The sequence below is a fragment of the Dielma fastidiosa genome (genome assembly GCF_003475485.1).
Taxonomy (GTDB): Bacteria; Bacillota_I; Bacilli_A; order Erysipelotrichales; family Erysipelotrichaceae; genus Dielma; species Dielma fastidiosa.
In genome coordinates, this window is record NZ_QRQL01000009.1 from 1 (window position 1) to 18,662 (window position 18,662).

Annotated in this window: 20 protein-coding genes and 2 tRNA genes; 2 read left to right on the top strand and 20 right to left on the bottom strand. The window is 41.2% G+C overall.

What is annotated here, in order from left to right; translation table 11 throughout:
- Nucleotides 1-291: 291 nt before the first annotated feature.
- The 17 genes from DWZ33_RS14555 to DWZ33_RS14630 form a co-directional block, all read right to left on the bottom strand.
- Complete coding sequence (locus DWZ33_RS14555) at nucleotides 292-2,061, bottom strand: aminopeptidase P family protein (protein WP_118455533.1); 1,770 nt, start codon at nucleotides 2,059-2,061, stop codon at nucleotides 292-294.
- 55 nt (nucleotides 2,062-2,116) lie between these two features.
- Nucleotides 2,117-3,400, bottom strand: a complete 1,284-nt coding sequence (locus DWZ33_RS14560) for a polysaccharide deacetylase family protein (protein WP_118455535.1) — start codon at nucleotides 3,398-3,400, stop codon at nucleotides 2,117-2,119.
- 40 nt (nucleotides 3,401-3,440) lie between these two features.
- Nucleotides 3,441-3,839: a large conductance mechanosensitive channel protein MscL gene (gene mscL, locus DWZ33_RS14565; protein ID WP_029473582.1), complete on the bottom strand. Its 399-nt coding sequence runs from the start codon at nucleotides 3,837-3,839 to the stop codon at nucleotides 3,441-3,443.
- Nucleotides 3,836-5,434 carry an NAD(P)/FAD-dependent oxidoreductase gene (locus DWZ33_RS14570; RefSeq protein WP_118455537.1) on the bottom strand — a complete coding sequence of 533 codons (1,599 nt, stop codon included), beginning with the start codon at nucleotides 5,432-5,434 and terminating at the stop codon, nucleotides 3,836-3,838. The genes mscL and DWZ33_RS14570 overlap by 4 nt, the downstream gene beginning before the upstream one ends.
- Nucleotides 5,435-5,520: 86 nt before the next feature.
- A complete protein-coding gene (locus DWZ33_RS14575) occupies nucleotides 5,521-6,474 on the bottom strand; it encodes a metal ABC transporter substrate-binding protein (protein WP_118455539.1) in 954 nt (317 codons plus the stop codon).
- A 64-nt stretch (nucleotides 6,475-6,538) separates the two neighbouring features.
- The gene (locus DWZ33_RS14580; protein ID WP_118455541.1) at nucleotides 6,539-7,276 is read right to left on the bottom strand and encodes a site-2 protease family protein; all 738 of its coding nucleotides are present in this window, start codon (nucleotides 7,274-7,276) and stop codon (nucleotides 6,539-6,541) included.
- Nucleotides 7,273-7,824 (bottom strand): M23 family metallopeptidase, encoded by a 552-nt coding sequence (locus tag DWZ33_RS14585; RefSeq protein WP_118455543.1) that lies wholly within the window; start codon nucleotides 7,822-7,824, stop codon nucleotides 7,273-7,275. The genes DWZ33_RS14580 and DWZ33_RS14585 overlap by 4 nt, the downstream gene beginning before the upstream one ends.
- Nucleotides 7,825-7,886: 62 nt before the next feature.
- Nucleotides 7,887-8,969, bottom strand: a complete 1,083-nt coding sequence (locus tag DWZ33_RS14590; protein WP_022939058.1) for an AI-2E family transporter — start codon at nucleotides 8,967-8,969, stop codon at nucleotides 7,887-7,889.
- A 74-nt stretch (nucleotides 8,970-9,043) separates the two neighbouring features.
- Nucleotides 9,044-9,820 (bottom strand): septum site-determining protein MinD, encoded by a 777-nt coding sequence (gene minD / locus DWZ33_RS14595; protein WP_022939057.1) that lies wholly within the window; start codon nucleotides 9,818-9,820, stop codon nucleotides 9,044-9,046.
- Nucleotides 9,810-10,376: a hypothetical protein gene (locus tag DWZ33_RS14600; RefSeq protein WP_118455545.1), complete on the bottom strand. Its 567-nt coding sequence runs from the start codon at nucleotides 10,374-10,376 to the stop codon at nucleotides 9,810-9,812. Before DWZ33_RS14600 ends, minD begins: the two co-directional genes overlap by 11 nt.
- Nucleotides 10,349-10,906 carry a hypothetical protein gene (locus DWZ33_RS14605; protein ID WP_022939055.1) on the bottom strand — a complete coding sequence of 186 codons (558 nt, stop codon included), beginning with the start codon at nucleotides 10,904-10,906 and terminating at the stop codon, nucleotides 10,349-10,351. The genes DWZ33_RS14600 and DWZ33_RS14605 overlap by 28 nt, the downstream gene beginning before the upstream one ends.
- Before the next feature lies 1 nt (nucleotide 10,907).
- A complete protein-coding gene (gene mreC, locus DWZ33_RS14610; RefSeq protein ID WP_022939054.1) occupies nucleotides 10,908-11,729 on the bottom strand; it encodes a rod shape-determining protein MreC in 822 nt (273 codons plus the stop codon).
- Nucleotides 11,730-11,787: 58 nt separating this feature from the next.
- On the bottom strand, nucleotides 11,788-12,474 hold the full coding sequence (gene radC, locus DWZ33_RS14615; protein ID WP_026881003.1) for a RadC family protein: 687 nt from the start codon (nucleotides 12,472-12,474) through the stop codon (nucleotides 11,788-11,790).
- Nucleotides 12,455-12,868, bottom strand: coding sequence for a hypothetical protein (locus DWZ33_RS14620; RefSeq protein WP_022939052.1), 414 nt, complete (start codon nucleotides 12,866-12,868; stop codon nucleotides 12,455-12,457). Before DWZ33_RS14620 ends, radC begins: the two co-directional genes overlap by 20 nt.
- Nucleotides 12,869-12,913: 45 nt before the next feature.
- Complete coding sequence (locus DWZ33_RS18030; protein WP_022939051.1) at nucleotides 12,914-13,087, bottom strand: hypothetical protein; 174 nt, start codon at nucleotides 13,085-13,087, stop codon at nucleotides 12,914-12,916.
- Between the two features lie 63 nt (nucleotides 13,088-13,150).
- On the bottom strand, nucleotides 13,151-13,966 hold the full coding sequence (locus tag DWZ33_RS14625; protein ID WP_118455547.1) for a 3'-5' exonuclease: 816 nt from the start codon (nucleotides 13,964-13,966) through the stop codon (nucleotides 13,151-13,153).
- A gap of 122 nt (nucleotides 13,967-14,088) precedes the next feature.
- Nucleotides 14,089-14,164, bottom strand: a tRNA-Lys gene (locus DWZ33_RS14630).
- A gap of 230 nt (nucleotides 14,165-14,394) precedes the next feature.
- On the opposite strand from DWZ33_RS14630, the gene DWZ33_RS14635 reads away from it, so the two are divergent.
- On the top strand, nucleotides 14,395-15,417 hold the full coding sequence (locus DWZ33_RS14635) for a GNAT family N-acetyltransferase (protein WP_118455549.1): 1,023 nt from the start codon (nucleotides 14,395-14,397) through the stop codon (nucleotides 15,415-15,417).
- A gap of 86 nt (nucleotides 15,418-15,503) precedes the next feature.
- Nucleotides 15,504-15,591: transfer RNA gene (locus DWZ33_RS14640), tRNA-Ser, on the top strand.
- A gap of 162 nt (nucleotides 15,592-15,753) precedes the next feature.
- Here DWZ33_RS14640 and DWZ33_RS14645 read toward each other — a convergent pair.
- The 3 genes from DWZ33_RS14645 to rimO are packed head-to-tail and all read right to left on the bottom strand — an operon-like array spanning nucleotide 15,754 to nucleotide 18,636.
- The gene (locus DWZ33_RS14645; protein WP_147352900.1) at nucleotides 15,754-16,845 is read right to left on the bottom strand and encodes a serine hydrolase; all 1,092 of its coding nucleotides are present in this window, start codon (nucleotides 16,843-16,845) and stop codon (nucleotides 15,754-15,756) included.
- A 17-nt stretch (nucleotides 16,846-16,862) separates the two neighbouring features.
- A complete protein-coding gene (locus DWZ33_RS14650; RefSeq protein WP_118455553.1) occupies nucleotides 16,863-17,339 on the bottom strand; it encodes a DNA-deoxyinosine glycosylase in 477 nt (158 codons plus the stop codon).
- Nucleotides 17,332-18,636, bottom strand: a complete 1,305-nt coding sequence (rimO, locus tag DWZ33_RS14655) for a 30S ribosomal protein S12 methylthiotransferase RimO (protein WP_118455554.1) — start codon at nucleotides 18,634-18,636, stop codon at nucleotides 17,332-17,334. Before rimO ends, DWZ33_RS14650 begins: the two co-directional genes overlap by 8 nt.
- Between the last annotated feature and the right edge of the window lie 26 nt (nucleotides 18,637-18,662).

Below are 18,662 nucleotides of genomic sequence, written 5' to 3' on the forward strand. Positions count from 1 at the left end.
AATTACCTCCCCAGGTATTGAAAGAATGTCTTAAAAGGTATACTTTATACCACACTGAATGAGAGACAAAAAACAACTGTGAAAGTGCATAAAAAAGCTTGCGAGCCTTTACAAACAACTCAAATATGCCTATAATGAAGGAGAAATATAGTGTCTCAAAAAGTATACTTTATAAGACACTTATCATTTTGTTATTACAATACTGATATTATTAAGCATATTAAACTGCCAAAAAAATAGAGATGATAACCCCATCAGGGTTATTACCTCTATTTTTCGTTTAGCTCAATATTATATTGCTCTTGTATAATGCTTCAGCATTGCTTTTTCGCCTTCGTTTAAGAATGGTGAAATTTTAGTATATACTTGGGCATGATAAGCATTTAAGAAATTCCGTTCCGAATCTGATAATTGATCCGCCAATACGGCATCTAAGTCAATCGGTGCCATTGTGATTGTTTCAAATGCTAAGAAGGTTCCATATTCATTCGTCTCTGAAATTTTGGTAATCAATTCATTTTCGATGCGGATGCCATGACTGCCTTCAATGTAAACACCGGGTTCATTCGTGACAATCATGCCTGGTTCAAAAACAGCGCTGATTGTATTAGGTCTTGCGCGCCAGCGAATATCATGCGGTCCCTCATGCACATTAAGGATATGTCCAACTCCATGGCCCGTACCGCAGCGATAATCAATCCCCATCTCCCAAAGTGGTCCGCGGGCGAGAATATCAAGATTGATACCAATGCAGCCATGCAAAAATTTTGCCATTGATAACCGCAGCATGCCTTTCAGCACTGCCGTATAATGACGTTTGATTTCATCACTTACCGGGCCAAGAACAAAAGTACGGGTAATGTCTGTTGTACCGTCAAGATACGTACCGCCGGAATCAACCAAAAGCATGCCTTCTGGTTTTAACTCTACATCACTGTCAGCCGTAGCACTGTAATGCATTAATGCCGCATGCTCTTTATAGCCTGCAATGGTTGTGAAGCTCAGCTCAAGAAAATCCTTTTGTTCCCGGCGCAGGGCTTCCAGCTTATCAGCCGCTGATATTTCAGTGATGGTTTCATGCTGTACAGCTTCCTTCAGCCAGATCATGAATTTACTTACTGCGACACCATCCTTGATATGCGCATTGCGGGTATTGGTTAGTTCAGTTTCATTTTTAATGGCTTTCATCAATGTAGTTGGATTGTCAAGATCAATAATTTCATGACACAGCTGTACCAGTCTTGAATTTACACGTTTGCCATTCAGCATAATTTTTCCGCTGATCGTTTCAATTTTAGAATAAACCTCAAAATATGGCAGCAGCTTGACATGATTTTCCTTAAAGAATGCTTTTGCTGCCTCATCAAATTTAGTTTCATCAACAAACAGCATAACCTCATCCATGGAGATCAAAGCATAGGATAAAACCACCGGTGAATAACTCACATCATCACCGCGCATATTAAACAGCCATGCCAGATCATCAAGAGTAGTCAGCAAATGCCATTCAGCCTGATGCTGCTTCATACTTTCACGCACATCAGCAAGCTTGTCAGTCATTGCTTTTCCGCTAAGCTCATCACTGAGTAAAAAAGCTTTTGCGCTTGGCAGTGCCGGCCGATCCGGCCATATCTGATCAAAAACATCTAAATCAGTTTTAATGACAACCTCAGGCATTATCTGCTGCCATTCTTTCATCGCTTCATAGCTGACGCAGCGGCCATCAAAAGCCAGAACATCGTTTGCCTGCAGGTGCTGCTTCAAATATTCACTGACCGTTGGCACTCCCGGTTCCATCATTTTCATCAGTTGAATACTGGTGCCGGCCAATTGTTCCTCAGCCTGTATAAAATAGCGGCCGTCAGTCCATAAACAAGCTTCAGACAGTGTCACAACCATAACTCCCGCAGAGCCGCTGAAGCCAGACAGCCAAGCCCGGCCCTTGAAATAATCACCTACATACTCAGAATCGTGAAAATCTGAGGTAGGTATATAATAAGCGCTTATCTTCTCGGCTTGCATCAGCGAGCGAAGTTCATTTAATTTATCCAATGTGTTCATAAAGTACCTCTCATTCTAAAAGCTATTTTACACCACATTGATTAATTATGAAAGACTATTCGATCTCACTGACCAGCGCAAAGCGATATCCCTGCCGCTGGGCTTCGGTAATGAAGTCCTCCATGGCCAGATAATTTCCCTTATTCGAAGGGTGAAGCAGATAAATCGCGCCATTATGGAGATGCTCCACCAAGGTGTTATACGCTTCTTCTTTGCTTATATCCGGGCCGTAATCATAATAGGCATGGCTCCAGAAATAGGAACGGTAGCCTAGATCTGAAACGATTTTCATTGCCCGCTCACTGGTAGCTCCCTTTGGAAAACGGAACACTTTTACTGGTTTCGTGCCGGTTACCTGCTGAATAGCCTTCTCACAATCCAGCACCTCCAGAACAAACTGATCGATCTGCGCCTCATTCGCCAGTGTCGGCATATCATAATGATGGCGGGTATGATTGCCAATCAGATGGCCCTGATCAACTAATGAGCGCATGAATTCTTCATTATCTATCACGTAATTTCTCGTTAAAAAGAAGGTAGCTTTAATATTGTGGGCATTTAAAACATCGGCAATCTCATGGATGTAAGTAATGTCATTGCCGCCCTCATCAAAGGTCAGATAGATGACCTTGTCATCAGGTCCCAGATAATATGCCGCATATTTATCAAGAATCTCCTGCGCAATCGCACCCTCCATCCGCTGATGATTCTCTGATTTATTGAACCACCATTCAAAGGCTGTATTATCATAGACATCATAGGCATAATGCAGCTTTACCAAGGCGGGATCAGCTTCTACGATGATTTTTCTGCTTACTGAGGATGTATTGCCGCTGGCATCGACTGCTTTATAAATCAATTCATATTCCCCGCATGTCAGCATATCTACATTGCCTTCAATCTGCAGCAGCGACTGCCCGTCATCACAAGAGGCATCGATTATTTCAACACCTGGATCATTAAAGGTCTCCCGTTCAAACACATGCATTTCACTGTTGCCAAGCAGGGTGATCTGCGGCGGTGTTGTATCCTGTACCGTTACCTTCCGGGTTTTAGTTGTTCCTTTGATCTCATAGACAATCGTATATACACCTGTTTTAGTTGGATCTACATCGCCGCTGACCGTTACCTGATCACTGACATCATGAAACATGCTGCGGGCTTTAAAGCCTGGCTCTTCATAAGCTTCGTTCAATTCAAGGGTTATATTGCCGCCCTTCAGATTTACAGTCGGATGAAAGACACCGCCTAAGGTAAGCAGATAACCGCCGCTTAGGATAATGACTAGGACCACTGCCGCAAGAAAAGCAAATACTCCGATTTTACATTTTCTAGACATAAAAAACCTCCCCTACCAATGTATGAGGAGGTTTGCGACTTTAGGCCTCTTTCTTCTTTAATTCTTCAAGGATTTCCATCAAAAGCTGATCAGTAGAAGAAATTTTAGGAGCAGCTGGTTCCTGCGGCTTTTCAGCTTCGCGTTTCTTCGTCAGAATATTAATGGTTTTCACTAAAACAAATACTGAGAACGCGGTAATCAAAAAGCTGAAAATAGCCTGAATGAAATTACCAATCGTAATTTGTGTTTCACCAATCACCCAAACAATATCTGTAAATGTTGCCTTTCCCATCGGGATGGCAATCAGCGGCGTAATCACATCATTAACTAAAGATGTCACGATGCTGTTGAAGGCACCGCCGACAATCACGCCGACTGCCATATCCAGCACATTGCCGCGCATTGCAAACTGTTTAAATTCCTCTATAAATTTTTTCATTTTAATTCCTCCGGATCATATTTTTCAATAATTTTTTCAGCACATCGTAAGCCGTCAATCGCTGCTGATACAATGCCGCCCGCAAATCCTGCTCCTTCACCGCATGGATAAAGACCTTCTGTATTTAAGCTGACACAGCTGTCTTTATCTCTTAAAATCCTCAGCGGGGCTGAAGATCGGGTTTCAACCCCGGTCATAATCGCGTCATCCATCGCAAAGCCCTTCAGCTTGCGGTCAAATGCACAGATTCCCTCCGCTAATGATTCACAGATAAAGGCTGGCAGCAGGGTATGAAAATCAATCCCCTTTACACCGCATGGATAGCTGGGCTGAACGCTGCCGATTTTTTGGGTTGGCTGATGCTTGAGAAAATCTTCCACCCTCTGTATCGGTGCCTGATAATTGCTGCCGCCGGCAATGAAAGCATCCTTTTCAAGCTGCTCCTGAAATTTAATACCGGCATCAAGGGAATGCCCAAAATCATCAGGACTGACTTGAACAAGCAAAGCGCTGTTGGCATTAACACCGTCGCGGGCATGGTAAGACATCCCATTGGTCACTACATGTTCAGCCAGTGAAGTTGATGCGACAACATTGCCGCCGGGACACATACAAAACGTATAAACGCCGCGTCCTTTACTGGTGGTCATGGCCAGCCGGTATTCTGCCGCTTTCAGCCGCGGATGATTCGCATACTGCTTGTATTGCGCCTGATTGATCAGCGCCTGCGGATGCTCAATACGCACCCCGACAGCAAATGCCTTGGCTTCCATCGCAATTTGTTTATCAATCAGCATCTGATATGTATCTCGAGCTGAATGACCGCATGCCAATAGTACCGTCTCACAGTCAATCAGCTCATCGCCGCAGCGAACCGCCTTCACAGCTCCCTTTGATACGATGATTTCATCGACCGTTGTATTAAACCGCACCTCACCGCCCATTGAGCGGATTTCCTCACGCATTTGTTTAACGATGCCTCGCAGCAAATCCGTTCCAATGTGCGGATGTGCCTGATACAAAATTTCTTTCGGCGCGCCAAAACGCACAAATTCTTCAAGTACCTTATGTGAGCGCAGATCCTTAGATCTGGAAGTCAGCTTACCATCAGAAAAAGTACCGGCACCGCCTTCGCCAAACTGCACATTGCTGGCTTCGTTTAAAATGCCTGACTGCCAAAACTTTTCAACCGAGCGTACACGCTCATCAACCGCCTCACCGCGCTCCAGAATCAACGGTTTAAAACCGGCCTGCGCCAGCAGCAGTCCCGCAAAAATGCCGGCCGGGCCAAAGCCGATGATCACCGGCCGCTGCTTAAGATACAGATAGCCGTGGGCAGGAAGCTGATAAGCGTTTTTTACGCATAGCTGGATATCAGGATTCTTATGTTTAAGATAACGCTGTTCATCCTTTATTTCCACATCGGCCGTATAGCTGAAGATAAAATCATTCCCCCGCTGTCTTGCATCAATGCTCTCTTTATAGATCGTATAAGTAAAATCATCAGAATCACAATTCAGTTTTTTCCTGATAACTTCTCTCAATGCTTCGATTGGCTGATCAATCGTTAATTTTAATTGCGTTATTCTCAGCATTGAATCAACTCCCATCTGCATTTATAACGCTATGATTATATCAAAAACCATGCTTCATATAAAGCAAAAGAAAGCATTTCTGCTTTCTAGTTGCCTAATGACTCCAATTGTGCAAGATTCTCATACATCAAAGTCAGATAATCCTTATTATTTTGAATCGCATCACCGCTGATTGATGATATATTATTCAGATTTATACGCGTCAGCCCTAACTCTGCAACCAGCTCATTATACAATGCCTCAACATCCTCAGGCAGATTCTCTTCATGCGCGATGTATTTAACACCGTCATTCTTAATTCTGGCTTTAATCGCTGCCAGCTGTGATGCTGTAGGCAACGCCCCATAACGAGATAAAATTACCGGATACACCCTAAAGCCGTAAGATTTCTGCCATGTACCAAAATTAGGTGTCATCGTCACAAAAGCAATATCCCTTTTTTCATCCTTTAAATTCTGAAAAGAAGCATCAAGCTGCGCAAACTCAACTTCCAGCTTACTGTAATTATCTTCAAAAACCGCCGCATTTTCCGGATAAGTAGAAACAAAAGTATCACGGATCGTCATTGCCATACTCATCATCGCATTAGAGTCCATCCAAATAGCTAAATCCTTATCATACGTGTCAATATATTTAAATTCTTCACCCTCATAATAAGGTGATTCCACCGTAATTTCCTGTGTATCCACAACCATTGAAGTAGTGCGGGCAAACTTATAAATAGCGCTTGCCTTTGCCAAGTCTACCTTAGTAATCGACGATTTATTAAAATCATCCTGATAAACGCTGAAATAAGGCTCAAGACCGCTGATGTAAAACAGCAGATCCGCGTCATTGAGATCATCTAAAAAGGTATCCGAGACTTGTGCCCGCTGAATCAGTTCATTTTTTGACAGATTGCAGGTTTCTATGTAACTGCCGCCAATTTTACTGATTAAATAATAAACAGGATAATTCGTCGCACAAGCAACCGGTGTTTCTACCTTGCATCCTGATAATGTCGCTAAAAACAAACAACAAATTAGAAATATCTTTTTCATAGCATACCTCACTTATGATTATTATACCATGAAACTGATTTTGTGAAACAGTTGGTTAAATATTTTAATGCTGATTAAAGATTTGATGCAGCCATTCACGCTCACTGATTAACTTGCCGCCTTTTTGAAATACAGAAATATAATTACGGTATAATTCTAAAGACTGATGCAGCTTAATCTCTCTTTCCTTGGGATACAGATAGCGGTACAGCATAAAATCATGATAATCCTTCTTTTTATCTAAACCGCAAAGCAGCAGCTGTATAAACAGAAAACTGAAAGCCATAAGGGCGCCGATATTGCGCATCTCAGCCACTGCCAACAGCAATACCGCCATAGATACGATCAGCGTCATTGTTCTGCCTTTTCGATAGGAGCCATAGGACTGCATGATACAATCCAATAAACGGCCGCCGTCAAGCGGATAGACAGGCAACAGGTTAAACAGCATCACAGACGCGTTTAAATGTGTCAGATAATTCTGATAAGCGCTTGAAATCAGTCCTGCCCTATGCATCAAAGCAAAGCATGCCGGATAAAAAAGATGCATGCCGATGCCGCAGAGGATAATGATCACTTCTTCTAATGTAGAACCATGGTCAATATGTTCGATTTCTGCTCCGCAGCCAAATGGATAAATCGTCAGTTTCGAAATCTGATAGCCCAGTTTTTTAGCTGCCGCTATATGTCCTGCTTCATGAATCAGCAGCATGACAAAAAGCATCAGCCAAGTCTTGAGATTATCCGCCAGCATCGACAAGATAAAAAAGACATACCACCAGATAGAAACTTTGAAACTCATTGGATAGCCATGGCTTGCAGATAATCAATGGCTGCACCATTATAAAGAAAATCCATTTTTACTGATTCATTAAAGCTGCCTAAAGCGGCCCCCTGATTCACTCTCTCACCAGCTATAACATCAATGCTTTCAAGATTGCCATAAGTAGCCAGCACACCGTTATCATGCTGAACTAAAATATTCTTTTCATCATCATTAATACTTAAAACAACACCATTTAAAATACTGCTGCAGGTTGTAGAACCATTGACATAATAATTATCCGCCAGCTTTTGATAGCCAGCGGCACTGACTGATGTATCTTTCAGATTAAACCAGCTTTCAAATGGAAACCATGCGGTTAGATTTTTAACACTCAAACGAATTGCCTCCGGAATCTTGACAAATTGTTTAACCTCATTGATTCTGTAACCCAGTGTGAGTGCAACCAAAAGCATGATAATCATTGTCAGCTTAAAAAAGAAGCCGAAGCCCTTTGAATGGTCTTCATCAAAACGGCTTCCATAACGTGAATGCATACGACTTCGACTGCGATTTTCTCGAATCATAACTTCCCTCCTACCTCATATATATGAAAGCAGAACGGCAAACATGAAAAAAACATGCTGATTTAAGCATGTTCTTCTTGTTCTTCACTATAAACCTCAAAAACTGAACGAATACTCAAAGCAACCGGCACCGCCAGCGTAATACCCCAGACACCCGCTATAATTCCTCCGGCAAAAACCGCAAATAATGAAATCAACGGACCCAGCGCCGAACGTTTCTGATGAACAAGCGGCCCGATCACATAACCATCAACCGCGGATAATACCACGATGCCAAGGCACAGGCAGATAAAACGAATCGGTGAGAGCGTCAAACCGGTAAGAATGCCAATACAGTTCGCTACCGTTGAACCGAAATAAGGAATTATCAAGCCGATGGAAGTCAGCAAGGCGACAATCAGCCAGTCATTATGTCCAACCAAGAAATACAGCAGGCCATATTCAAAGAATTTAATAATCATCAAAATGACCAAGCTTTTTAAATATACCGTAAGGTTTAAATCAATTTCGGTTATGTATTTCTCTGAACGCGGCATCAGCATCAGCGCACCTTTGCGGATACAGTTTTTAATGCGGTCAAAATCAAACAGCATATAGATACCGATAATCAATGAGAATGCGACGGTTGAGAAAACACTGAGCAGTGAATTAAAGACCGAAGGCAATGCATTTGTTATCTGCGGCAGCCAAGACTGCCATTGTTTAATGAAATTAGTAACATAATCCCCCACTGTATTTACAATCGAAAGCTCCTCGGTTTCAATGTTTGTCGTAATGAAATCAATGATCCATTGTACGGCATAGATCAGTGAGTTGCCGAATTCAAGAATCTTATCATAAAGCAATGGAATCAGCACCAGCATCAGCAGGATAATCACTACAATAAAGCCAAGCAGCACAAGCACTACAGCCAGACTGCCTTTTACTTTATGCTCTTTGAGAAAATCAATCAGAGGATGGAGTACATAGGCTACCACAAAACCGATTAAAAAGGGCTTGAGAATCGAGATCAGCGTTGTGACCCAGGTTCCCCAGACACGGTCCGTTTCCTGAAGCAGATACAAAATCAAAAGCAGAAGCATGATTTTCACAAGTAATTTCACATTGACTTTTTCATCTACTTTATCAATAAGCCGCCGTAACATTGAACCACCTCCTTTTGGAGATATTTTATCACTTTTGCCACCGCTTGACTATCTTTTTTAAGCGGCAGTGATAATTAATTAAACAGTTTTCTTAAGATATTCTTTTCACGATATTTAGGCAAGGCTACATTTTCTCCAAATAATCTTGCCCGTATATTTTCAAAACATTCACTGGTAAGACTTTTTTCATCCAGTACATGCGGATTGCCCCGATTATTGCCTCTGGCAATGTTTTCATCTTCATAAACAATCCCCAATAATTCTACTGAAAGCCAAGATAAGGCATCTTCCATGCGGACACTGATTCCCTTTTCAATAAAACGGGGATTAACACGATTCATAATTACCTGAATCGTTTCAATATTTTCCTTCATCAACAGTCCGATGATTCGATCCGCATCCTGAATGGCCGTTATATCCAATGTGGTTACGAGAATTACCCGATCTGCGCAATGCAGTGAATGCATAAAGCCGCTTTCAATGCCGGCCGGTGAGTCCAAAAGCACATAATCAAAACTGCGTTTGAGTTCTTCAACGACCAGTTTAAGATCATTGCCATTAAAATCCTTTACATTGATGGATTTGCAGGCCGGCAGCAGATACAGATTTTCTTCCCGCTTATCACGCAGAATGGCTTTATTTAAAGAGCATTTTCCATTCATAGCATCATAAAGATCATAAAACACCCGATTTTCAAGCCCCATCATAACATCCAGATTTTTTAGTCCCAGATCAACATCAATCAAGCAGACCCGATAGCCGGCTCTTGCTAAAACCATTCCCAATGATATACAGACTGTACTTTTCCCTACACCGCCCTTGCCGGATGTAATCGCGATACTAGTTCCCATAAAAACCCTCCTTAAGTTTACTAATTAATACTTGATGGTTTTTATAATACAGGCGAGAAGCAGTGAAAAATGTCAGATTTTGGAAGCTGCTATCAAAAATTCTGATTTTTGCATCATTGCTTGAGGAGCAGCAGCATTCACAATCCTCATGCATCAGATCAATGCAGCCCTCTAATTCACCCACCACATAAAGATTATGATGGGCGGTAATGTAAGTGTCATTAGGAATATCGCCTAAAATTAAGATATCCTCCTCAAAGTCATAGGACTGCCCGGCATAGAGCGGCTGATCCCATATTTTCATTGAGCTCAGCATATTTCTTTCACCGATGCCCTGCACCACCACATGCTGCTTCCATACGGTGTCAAAAAAGCGGATCAGTTCTTCACCGCTCAATTCGCGGTTAAACAAAAAAAAGGCTTTAAACGGCGTATCGCTTTTTGCAGCACACAGTTTAAGCTTTTTTTCACATTCATCAATAAAAGCATCAAAATCCTCAATCGAGGCGATGCAAGTGTATTGTTGGTTTAATGCTTTGATAGTAAGTCCAGCCATGATATCGATTCCTCTTTCCGTATACGTTTTTCACGCAGCAGAATATAATCCTCGATAGTACGGCTTGCGAATATGATGACGACAACCAGAACGCCATTGATCAGCAAGGTCAAAAATAATCGATTCGTCAGCCATAAGGCAATTCTCATCTGCGTTACTTGACTCATTAACATATACAAGTATACGATAAGTTCTTTAACGAAAATTGTCGAAATAGCGAGAAGCAGGCATTCTAATACCGATTCCATCATATGATTCGACCAGATTCGCACGATAAAGCTCAGCAGTACGAAAATTAAGGCATAAATCAGATATTCCCGTGTAACAAAGAAATCATAAAACATACCAAACATCAGAAACATCAGCAGTGAGTCAGTTTTATCCATGTGGCGGCTGGCCAGCACAAGCGCTGACAACCCCAGACATGGCACAAAGGTCATCGCATAAGGGTCAAATGAATTGGGAAACAGAATCATGATCAAACCGTCCAACAAGAAGCAGGCTAGAATAAAAAGACTATGAAAAAGCATCTCAGTCACCTGCCTTATTGATAACCGCTACATAATTGAACGCGTTGAAGTCAACAGCTGGTGTCACATAAACAATTTTACCAATCTCATTTTGAAGCTCTACGATTTCATTGACCTTGCCGACCAATACTCCCTTAGGAAAAACACCGCCGCTGCCGGAAGTAACTACATCCATATCGACACCGATTTCATCAGTTTCACTGAACAATCTGACAACATAGGAATTCTTCTCAAGGTTATATTCTTCTAGGATGGCTTCAACTGCTTTGTTTTCGTCAATGCTTATTTTAACTGATACTTTACTTAATTGATCCTGCGAAGTCAGCAAACGCACCTTGCTGGTCAATTGACCAACATCGATAACCTTGCCGATCAAGCCATTGCCGCTGATCACAGCCATATCTTTAAGAATGCCGTCCGTGGCTCCCACATCAACAGTAATAACATTATTCCATGTTTCTGGATTGCGGTTGATGACATTCGCATAAACTTTTTCAAAGTTCTGATAAACGTTAAGCTGTGTTTCCAGCTCATTCAATGCCCGCGTTTTTTCATCAAGCATGGCTGAATACTGTTCCTGCATTGATAATTCATAGCGCAGCCGATCATTTTCTTCTTTGACGCTCCATAAGGAGTTAAAATCCTTATACCAGTTGCTGATGGTTTCAATCGGTGCATCAATCAAACTGTATTTAAGCATGATTAAAGGATCGTATACAAGATCTAATACAATATTAGACCTGCCGCTAGTAGCTATCGCAAATGCCAGACACACGGTAATCAGGGCCAGCATGATTTTTTGAAATCTTGTAAATCTAGACATAACATCACCTTTGATTATTATAACACAGAGGTTCTGTTTTCAATATCATTTTATGATTTTATTCAATTTGCGGCAGCAAACCTTGTTCCCGAAAGCTTAAATAAGCATTGTTGCCAACAATCAAATGATCAAGCAATGGGATACCGACCGTCCTCCCTGCCTCGCTGATTGCCTGCGTAGCCGTAATATCATTGGGGCTTGGCGTTACATCGCCGCTGGGATGATTATGTACGCAAATGATTTTACTGGCATTCAATTTAACCGCTTCTTTATAGATTTCCCGGGGATGGACGATTGTACGGTCAAGCGAGCCGATAAAAATTGTCTTATCCTTGAGAATCTGATTTTTAGTACCAAGAAAAACCACGATGAAATGCTCCTGATCCATGAAACCGATCTTTTTATTTAGCCAGTCGGTAAGACAGGCAGGATTGTCAATCCTAAATGTAGGGGCAACAGATTCACAGGAAATTCTTTTAGATAATTCAAAGCATGCCAAAAGGCCAATCGCTTTCGCTTTTTTAATACCGCGGATCTGAATCAGCTCTTCGTAAGTCAATTGCGTAAGCATTGCCAGATTTTGCTGCATCGATAATACTTGATCAGCAAGTTCTAAAACTGACTGCCCCTTGACACCGCTGCGCAGAATGATGGCCAGTAAATCCCGATTGCTGCACTGTTCAATACCATAGCGAAGCACCTTCTCCCGGGGCCGCTCCCGCTCATTAATTTCCTTTACCTTGATTTTGCATCAACTCCATAACTTTTTCAAAATCCTGATTTTTTACTGCTTCTTTGAAGGCACTGTCCTTTGATTCAATCTCTTTGTATATGTATGCGTAACCGGCACCGGCCAAAATTGTCTGATCCGCTTTAGTCTTTACGCCATCTTCTGACAATGAACAAACAACAATGGTTAGTGAATCCTGCTGATAGCTGTATGGTTTAAGATTCATCGCCGTCAGTGATTCCATGACTTTATTGGCGTTGTCCTGATTCTGATAAATACCGATTTGATTCATCGACAGCCGGGTAATGGTACTTTGGGGAGTGATCATCATAAAGCCTATCACATAGATTGCGGAAAACAGACAGCTTAGCAACAGGGCGAAAAAAATAACTGAGCGTTTTTTATTCATAGCTTCACCTCAATAAAGCATATGAAATTACAAAATCAGGTAGACCTAATCACCCCATTGAATGTTGATGCCTGGGATGGATATTTTACCACGTGATGATGTGATAATTTTAATTATTGCAGCAACACCGGCAGCTACCGCGACATAACCAAGCAAAGCCGTAGCAGTGACGAGACCTCCCTTCAACTGCTTCATTTCTTTTTCATTTAAAGGGATCATCGATTCACCTCCTCTACTTCTATATACGCAAAACAAATTGAAGTGATTAAAAAAAGATGCAGCTTACTGCACCTTGACCTTAAAACGCTGAAGTAGTTCATGTTCCGATAATATAATAAAAGGATGATCGCTGAGTTCCATGGATCGCTGATAAGGCTTCTCCATACCACCCAATACAAGGATATCTGTATCCGTGCTCATTTTCTCATCAAGTACAGCATTAACCGCCGAAAGCTGAAGCACTAAATTTTTACTGTCAATCAAGCTTAGGGGACCGGCAATTACAATATGACAATTGGCAAGTGTTTCAAAATTCTTACAGCTCTGCAGCAAACGCTTCTTTTCTTTCAATTCATTCAGCTTGCGAAGCTCATCATAAACACCTTTCGTTGACATACAATCAGCCAGCGCGCGATGGGCACCGTTTGAAGTGACACGGAAATATTGAACCAGATCCTGAAGTCGGTGATGAGGCAGCTGCGGCAGCAGATGCCGGCTTAATTTCAATGTATCAACACTTGTATTATTCAATTCAATAATACCGAATTCACTGCATTTTTTTCTGAGAAAGGATAAATCAAAATTAATATTATGACCTAAGATTTTATCATCCTCTACAAAATCCAAAAACTGCGGCAGTATCATTTCGATTGATTCACACATTTCTACCATTTCATCATCAATACCTGTTAGGTTGGTAATAAATCTTGAAATAGGCCGCAGCGGATTGATCAATTCACTGAAAGTATTAACTATCTCATGATTTTTTACCTTAATTGCCGCGATTTCTATAATCGCATCATTGGCCGCATTTAAGCCTGTTGTTTCAATATCGACAACCGTATAATCAGATGGGAATTCTAAAATTGACTTACGCATGCCTACCACCTCCTTTTTCTGCTGTTTATCATTATACTATAAGTACACATAAATCTCATCAAATATATAAAAAATCGGGATATATTCTCTGTTCCCAGATGATATCCCGATATTTATTTAAATGGTGACCTGTCAGGGAATCGAACCCTGGACCCACTGATTAAGAGTCAGTTGCTCTGCCAGCTGAGCTAACAAGTCATCTTGCTTGATTATGATACGATAAATAATAATATTTGTCAACAACATTTTATAAAAAAAGATTTAATTTTCTTCTTTATCTGTATCAACATTTTTGAAGTCCGGATCATTCTTATTCAGATAAATGGAAACTACTGGTCAGATAAGCCGATCTTCATTTTACATTGAGCAGAAATAGACAAGCAGTATTCCTATAAATCAGTTAAAATGTAAGTATAGGAGGACTAATTATGGATTTAGAAAATATAATACGAAATAGGCGCAGCATCCGCCGCTATTTATCTGATGATATTGATGCTGAAACTATCGGCCGGCTGATTGAGTGCGGCAGGCTTTGTCAGTCAGCGAAAAATCGGCAGCCATGGAAAATCATGGTGCTTAAGGGAGAAACTAAAAATCAAATCGCGGATATCATGCTAACCTGCTATAAGCCATCATTTAATGATCGTTCGAACAGCGCCGCTGCTTCAGCTGCAGTTATTAAAAATGCCCCGCTTTTATTTTTGATTTTTCAGGAAGTTGATGAAGCATGGCAGACCAGCGATTTAGTATCAATCGGTGCTATGATTGAGCATATTTGTCTTGAGGCTGTCCATCTTGGTTTAGGTTCGCTTTGGATCAGAGATACGGTATATACAGAAGCTAAAATAGCTCAGGCTGTCGGTTATCCGGATTTAAGACTGATATCCGCTATTGCGATCGGCAAACCAGCAGAAACACCAGCACCAAGACCACGCAAGACAACAGCGCAGATTCTTCTTAAAGAAAAAACTACATTCTTAACCACTCAGCGATGTCAGCTCGCTCATGCCATGCCTGCTGATTTTGAAAATTTGATGCCGTTTTACACGGATTCACTGCTTAGAACTTTTTTGGGCGGCAGTCTCAGTGATAATCAGGCGCAGCAAAACATACGAGCTATAATTGCTGACACTCAAGGAATTCATCTTACGGTAAAACTAAATGACGGCACTTTAATAGGTTTAATTGAAATTACACCTCACCACAATATGATAGATAAAGAGATTTCTTATATTTTTTTAAAAGAATATTGGAGTCAGGGCTATGCTTTTGAATGTCTGCAGGCTGTACTCGAATATTGCCGTACTCAATTAAAACTGACACATATTCTTATTGAAACACAAAGCAAGAACATCGCTTCACGCAAATTGGCAGAAAAGCTAAACGGTGAATTAAAGCAGAAATTAATAAGATTTAACGAAGAACAATGTATTTATGTCATTAACCTGTAAGCTACAGCTTTCCATTCATTGTGATTTTCACTAGCAAATTTTCGAAGTTTATTGACAAAAATCAAAAATCAGATAAAATAGAGAGCGGAGAGTTGGCCGAGCGGTTTAAGGCACCATCTTGGAAAGGTGGCGTAGTGCAAGCTACCGCGAGTTCGAATCTCGTGCTCTCCGCCAGATAAAAGATAAGCGCCTGATTATGGGCGCTTTTAATATATCATTAAATAATATGGTGTAAATTTGGTGTATGACAAATGCTTAAATGTATATGCTCTGTAACAATATATGAAGTAAGCGCCCGTTGTTCAGGCGCTTTTCTTATCCATATAAAATTACCAATTAAACATTTTCTCCATAATGAACAGCGGCATAGAGTTCCATCATTCTTGCCAATTCAGCAATTACTTGTTTAGAATTTATGATATCTTTAGTAAACACGCCCAATAAAATGGGTTCCTCTGTATACAAGATTCCCATATCATGTTCGACATTACCATACAAACCATATTTATGAGCAATTTCAATATCATCAATCAGCTGTTTAAAATAGGCATCGGGTTCTGCCTCTTTCATATCCCGAATGATTTTTGCATAATCATCTGCGTTTTGATAAAGCGAACGTATAACATTCAGCATTAATTCTGCAGTAATCAAATTCTCTGAATAAAAAGCAGCAGGATATCGTTTAGGATAAAAAGCGGCATAGTCCATGCGGAATAAATCTTTAGTAAACCGATTGTAATTTCTAAGCAGAATATTGGTCGCTGTATTATCTGAATTCATGATACTTTGCTGAAGCAGATAGTCAACGCTGAGTGCTGAATTAACCGCGTTGTCAAGGGCAGTTCGACCGCCGCCGGCTTCTATATCCTCTTCAATAAACTGCAGCACTGTCGTATAGCTGAGCTTGTCCGCATGAATCATATCGGTGTAAAGCATAGCCAGCGGTACTTTTATCGTACTTGCGCCAGTGAACAATTCACTGCCGTTATATAGATAGGCCGCACCGCTTACCGTATTCTGATAGAAAAAGCCAATACTATCGCTATCCAGATCATGATGATCCAGATATTGCTCCACAAGCTCATCCGGGGTATTATTCTGCAGATCATACATCATAAATTCATCATCCCTTATCAACGCATAGGTCTTGCACAGCGTACTGCTGTTTTGATATTCATCTTCTGCTTCAACACAAACCTCGATATGATTTTCGTCGGCTGATTCAGCCTTGGTTTCCACCGTAAAGTTACTGATATCAGTCACAATAGCGAGCTTATTCAAGTCATACTGTCCTTCAACCAGATAGGGCTTTTCGACAAAAGTAATCACTGGCGCTGTCTGATCCATCGCAAAGATCTGAATCAGATTATTTTCACTGCTGCAGCCGCTCAGTAAAGCGGCCAGCAGCAGCAGTAAAGCTTTTTTCATTTTATCACCTTCAATTGTTAAGTGTTCAAAGCCTTTAACCAAACCTCAAACAGCTCACGCTCTTTGATTGTGCGGTTCGCATTGCTGGTTGACGGCAGATAGATGATTTCACAGTCAACCTGAGCTTTAAAATGGCGGTCAAAAAGCTCGGCGGCTTTTTTTCCATTACAGATGATTCTGCAAATGGCCGGTGCTTTTTCCAAAAGGCCTAAAATATCACTGCAGATCGGATTTTTAATCTTGCTGTCAAGACTTCCCTCACGTTCACAGCCTTGGATGACATCCCACAAAGCAAAATCATAATCAAGGATCATTTGCTTTTTGGCATCATAATCAGGAAACTGGCGGCCGCTGTATACACTCATTATTTTCCAGAAACGATTCAGATGAAAGCCATAGTATTCCTGCTTCTCTAATGATACCACCGATGGCATAGAACCTAGTATTAATGTTTTAGAATGATCGCTGTAAATCGGTTCAAAGCCTTTAAGCATAGACTTCTTCACCAATTAAATCATGGACGCGGGCTTCTGTGATTTTAACCTGCACAAAGCTGCCAAATTCAATCACGCGATCTGATTTGAAAATGATCCAGCCGTCGATTTCATCCGGTGCACTGTTTTTTCCTCGGCCGCGGTAATTACCCACTAAGCCATCCTGTGCTTCAACAAGTACCTCCATCACTTCACCGATATGCTGCTGATTATTAGCTAAAGAGATTGCCTCTTGGGTTTCCATCAGTGCTGCAAGTCGGGCTTCTTTGATTTCCTCATCCACTGTTTCATCCATATCATAAGCAACGGTATCCTCTTCCGGTGAATAGGTAAAAGCCCCCATCCGATCCCAGCGTACCGCTTTAGTAAATGCCATTAAATCGTTAAATTCAGCTTCACCCTCATGAGGAAAACCGACAATATTAGTTGTCCTTAATGTTGGGCTTGGGAAAAGCTCACGAATCCGTTCTATCAGTTTTAAAGCATCTTCTACACTGCCCCGGCGATTCATCAGCTTTAGCATTTTGTCATTGCCATGCTGCATCGGGATATCAAAATAAGGCAGAACCTTAGGCAGCTTCGTCATGCCAACCAGCAATTCATCGGTAATTTCATCCGGATACATATATAAAATGCGAATCCAATGAAAACCTTCAATTTCATGAAGCTGCTGAAGCAATGTCAAAAGACTTAACTTGCCATAACGATCCAATCCATATTTAGTTGTATCCTGTGCAATCAGCACCAATTCTTTTACTCCGTTTGCTGCCAGCTGTTTCGCTTCTGCCACAATATCTTCCATCTTAAAGCTGACATTGCCGCCGCGAATCAGCGGAATAGCACAATAGGTACAATTATTGCTGCAGCCTTCAGCAATCTTCAGATAAGCTGTCCAAGGCTTGCTGGATACCAAACGCTCACTTTTCCCATAGGAAACCAGCTGCTCAATTTCCAAGACTTCCGATAAAATCTCATTCAATTTCGGATATTCTGAAATTGATACAACCCGATCAATTTCAGGAATCTCATCGATTAAATCTTGCTTATAGCGCTGAGCCAAACAGCCAAGCACAATCAGTTTCTTACAATGACCATTTTTATACTCTGCCATTTCCAAAATTGTATTGATGCCTTCCTCTTTTGCCGGATTAATAAATCCGCATGTATTAATTAATATGGCTTCTGCTTCCTTAGGATCGGCAACAAATTCGTGACCGCCCTGTCTCAGCATCCCCATGATTCGCTCACTATCGACTAAATTCTTACTGCATCCAAGTGATATAAATCCGATTTTCATGCTTTAACACCTCACACTTTCCTTAA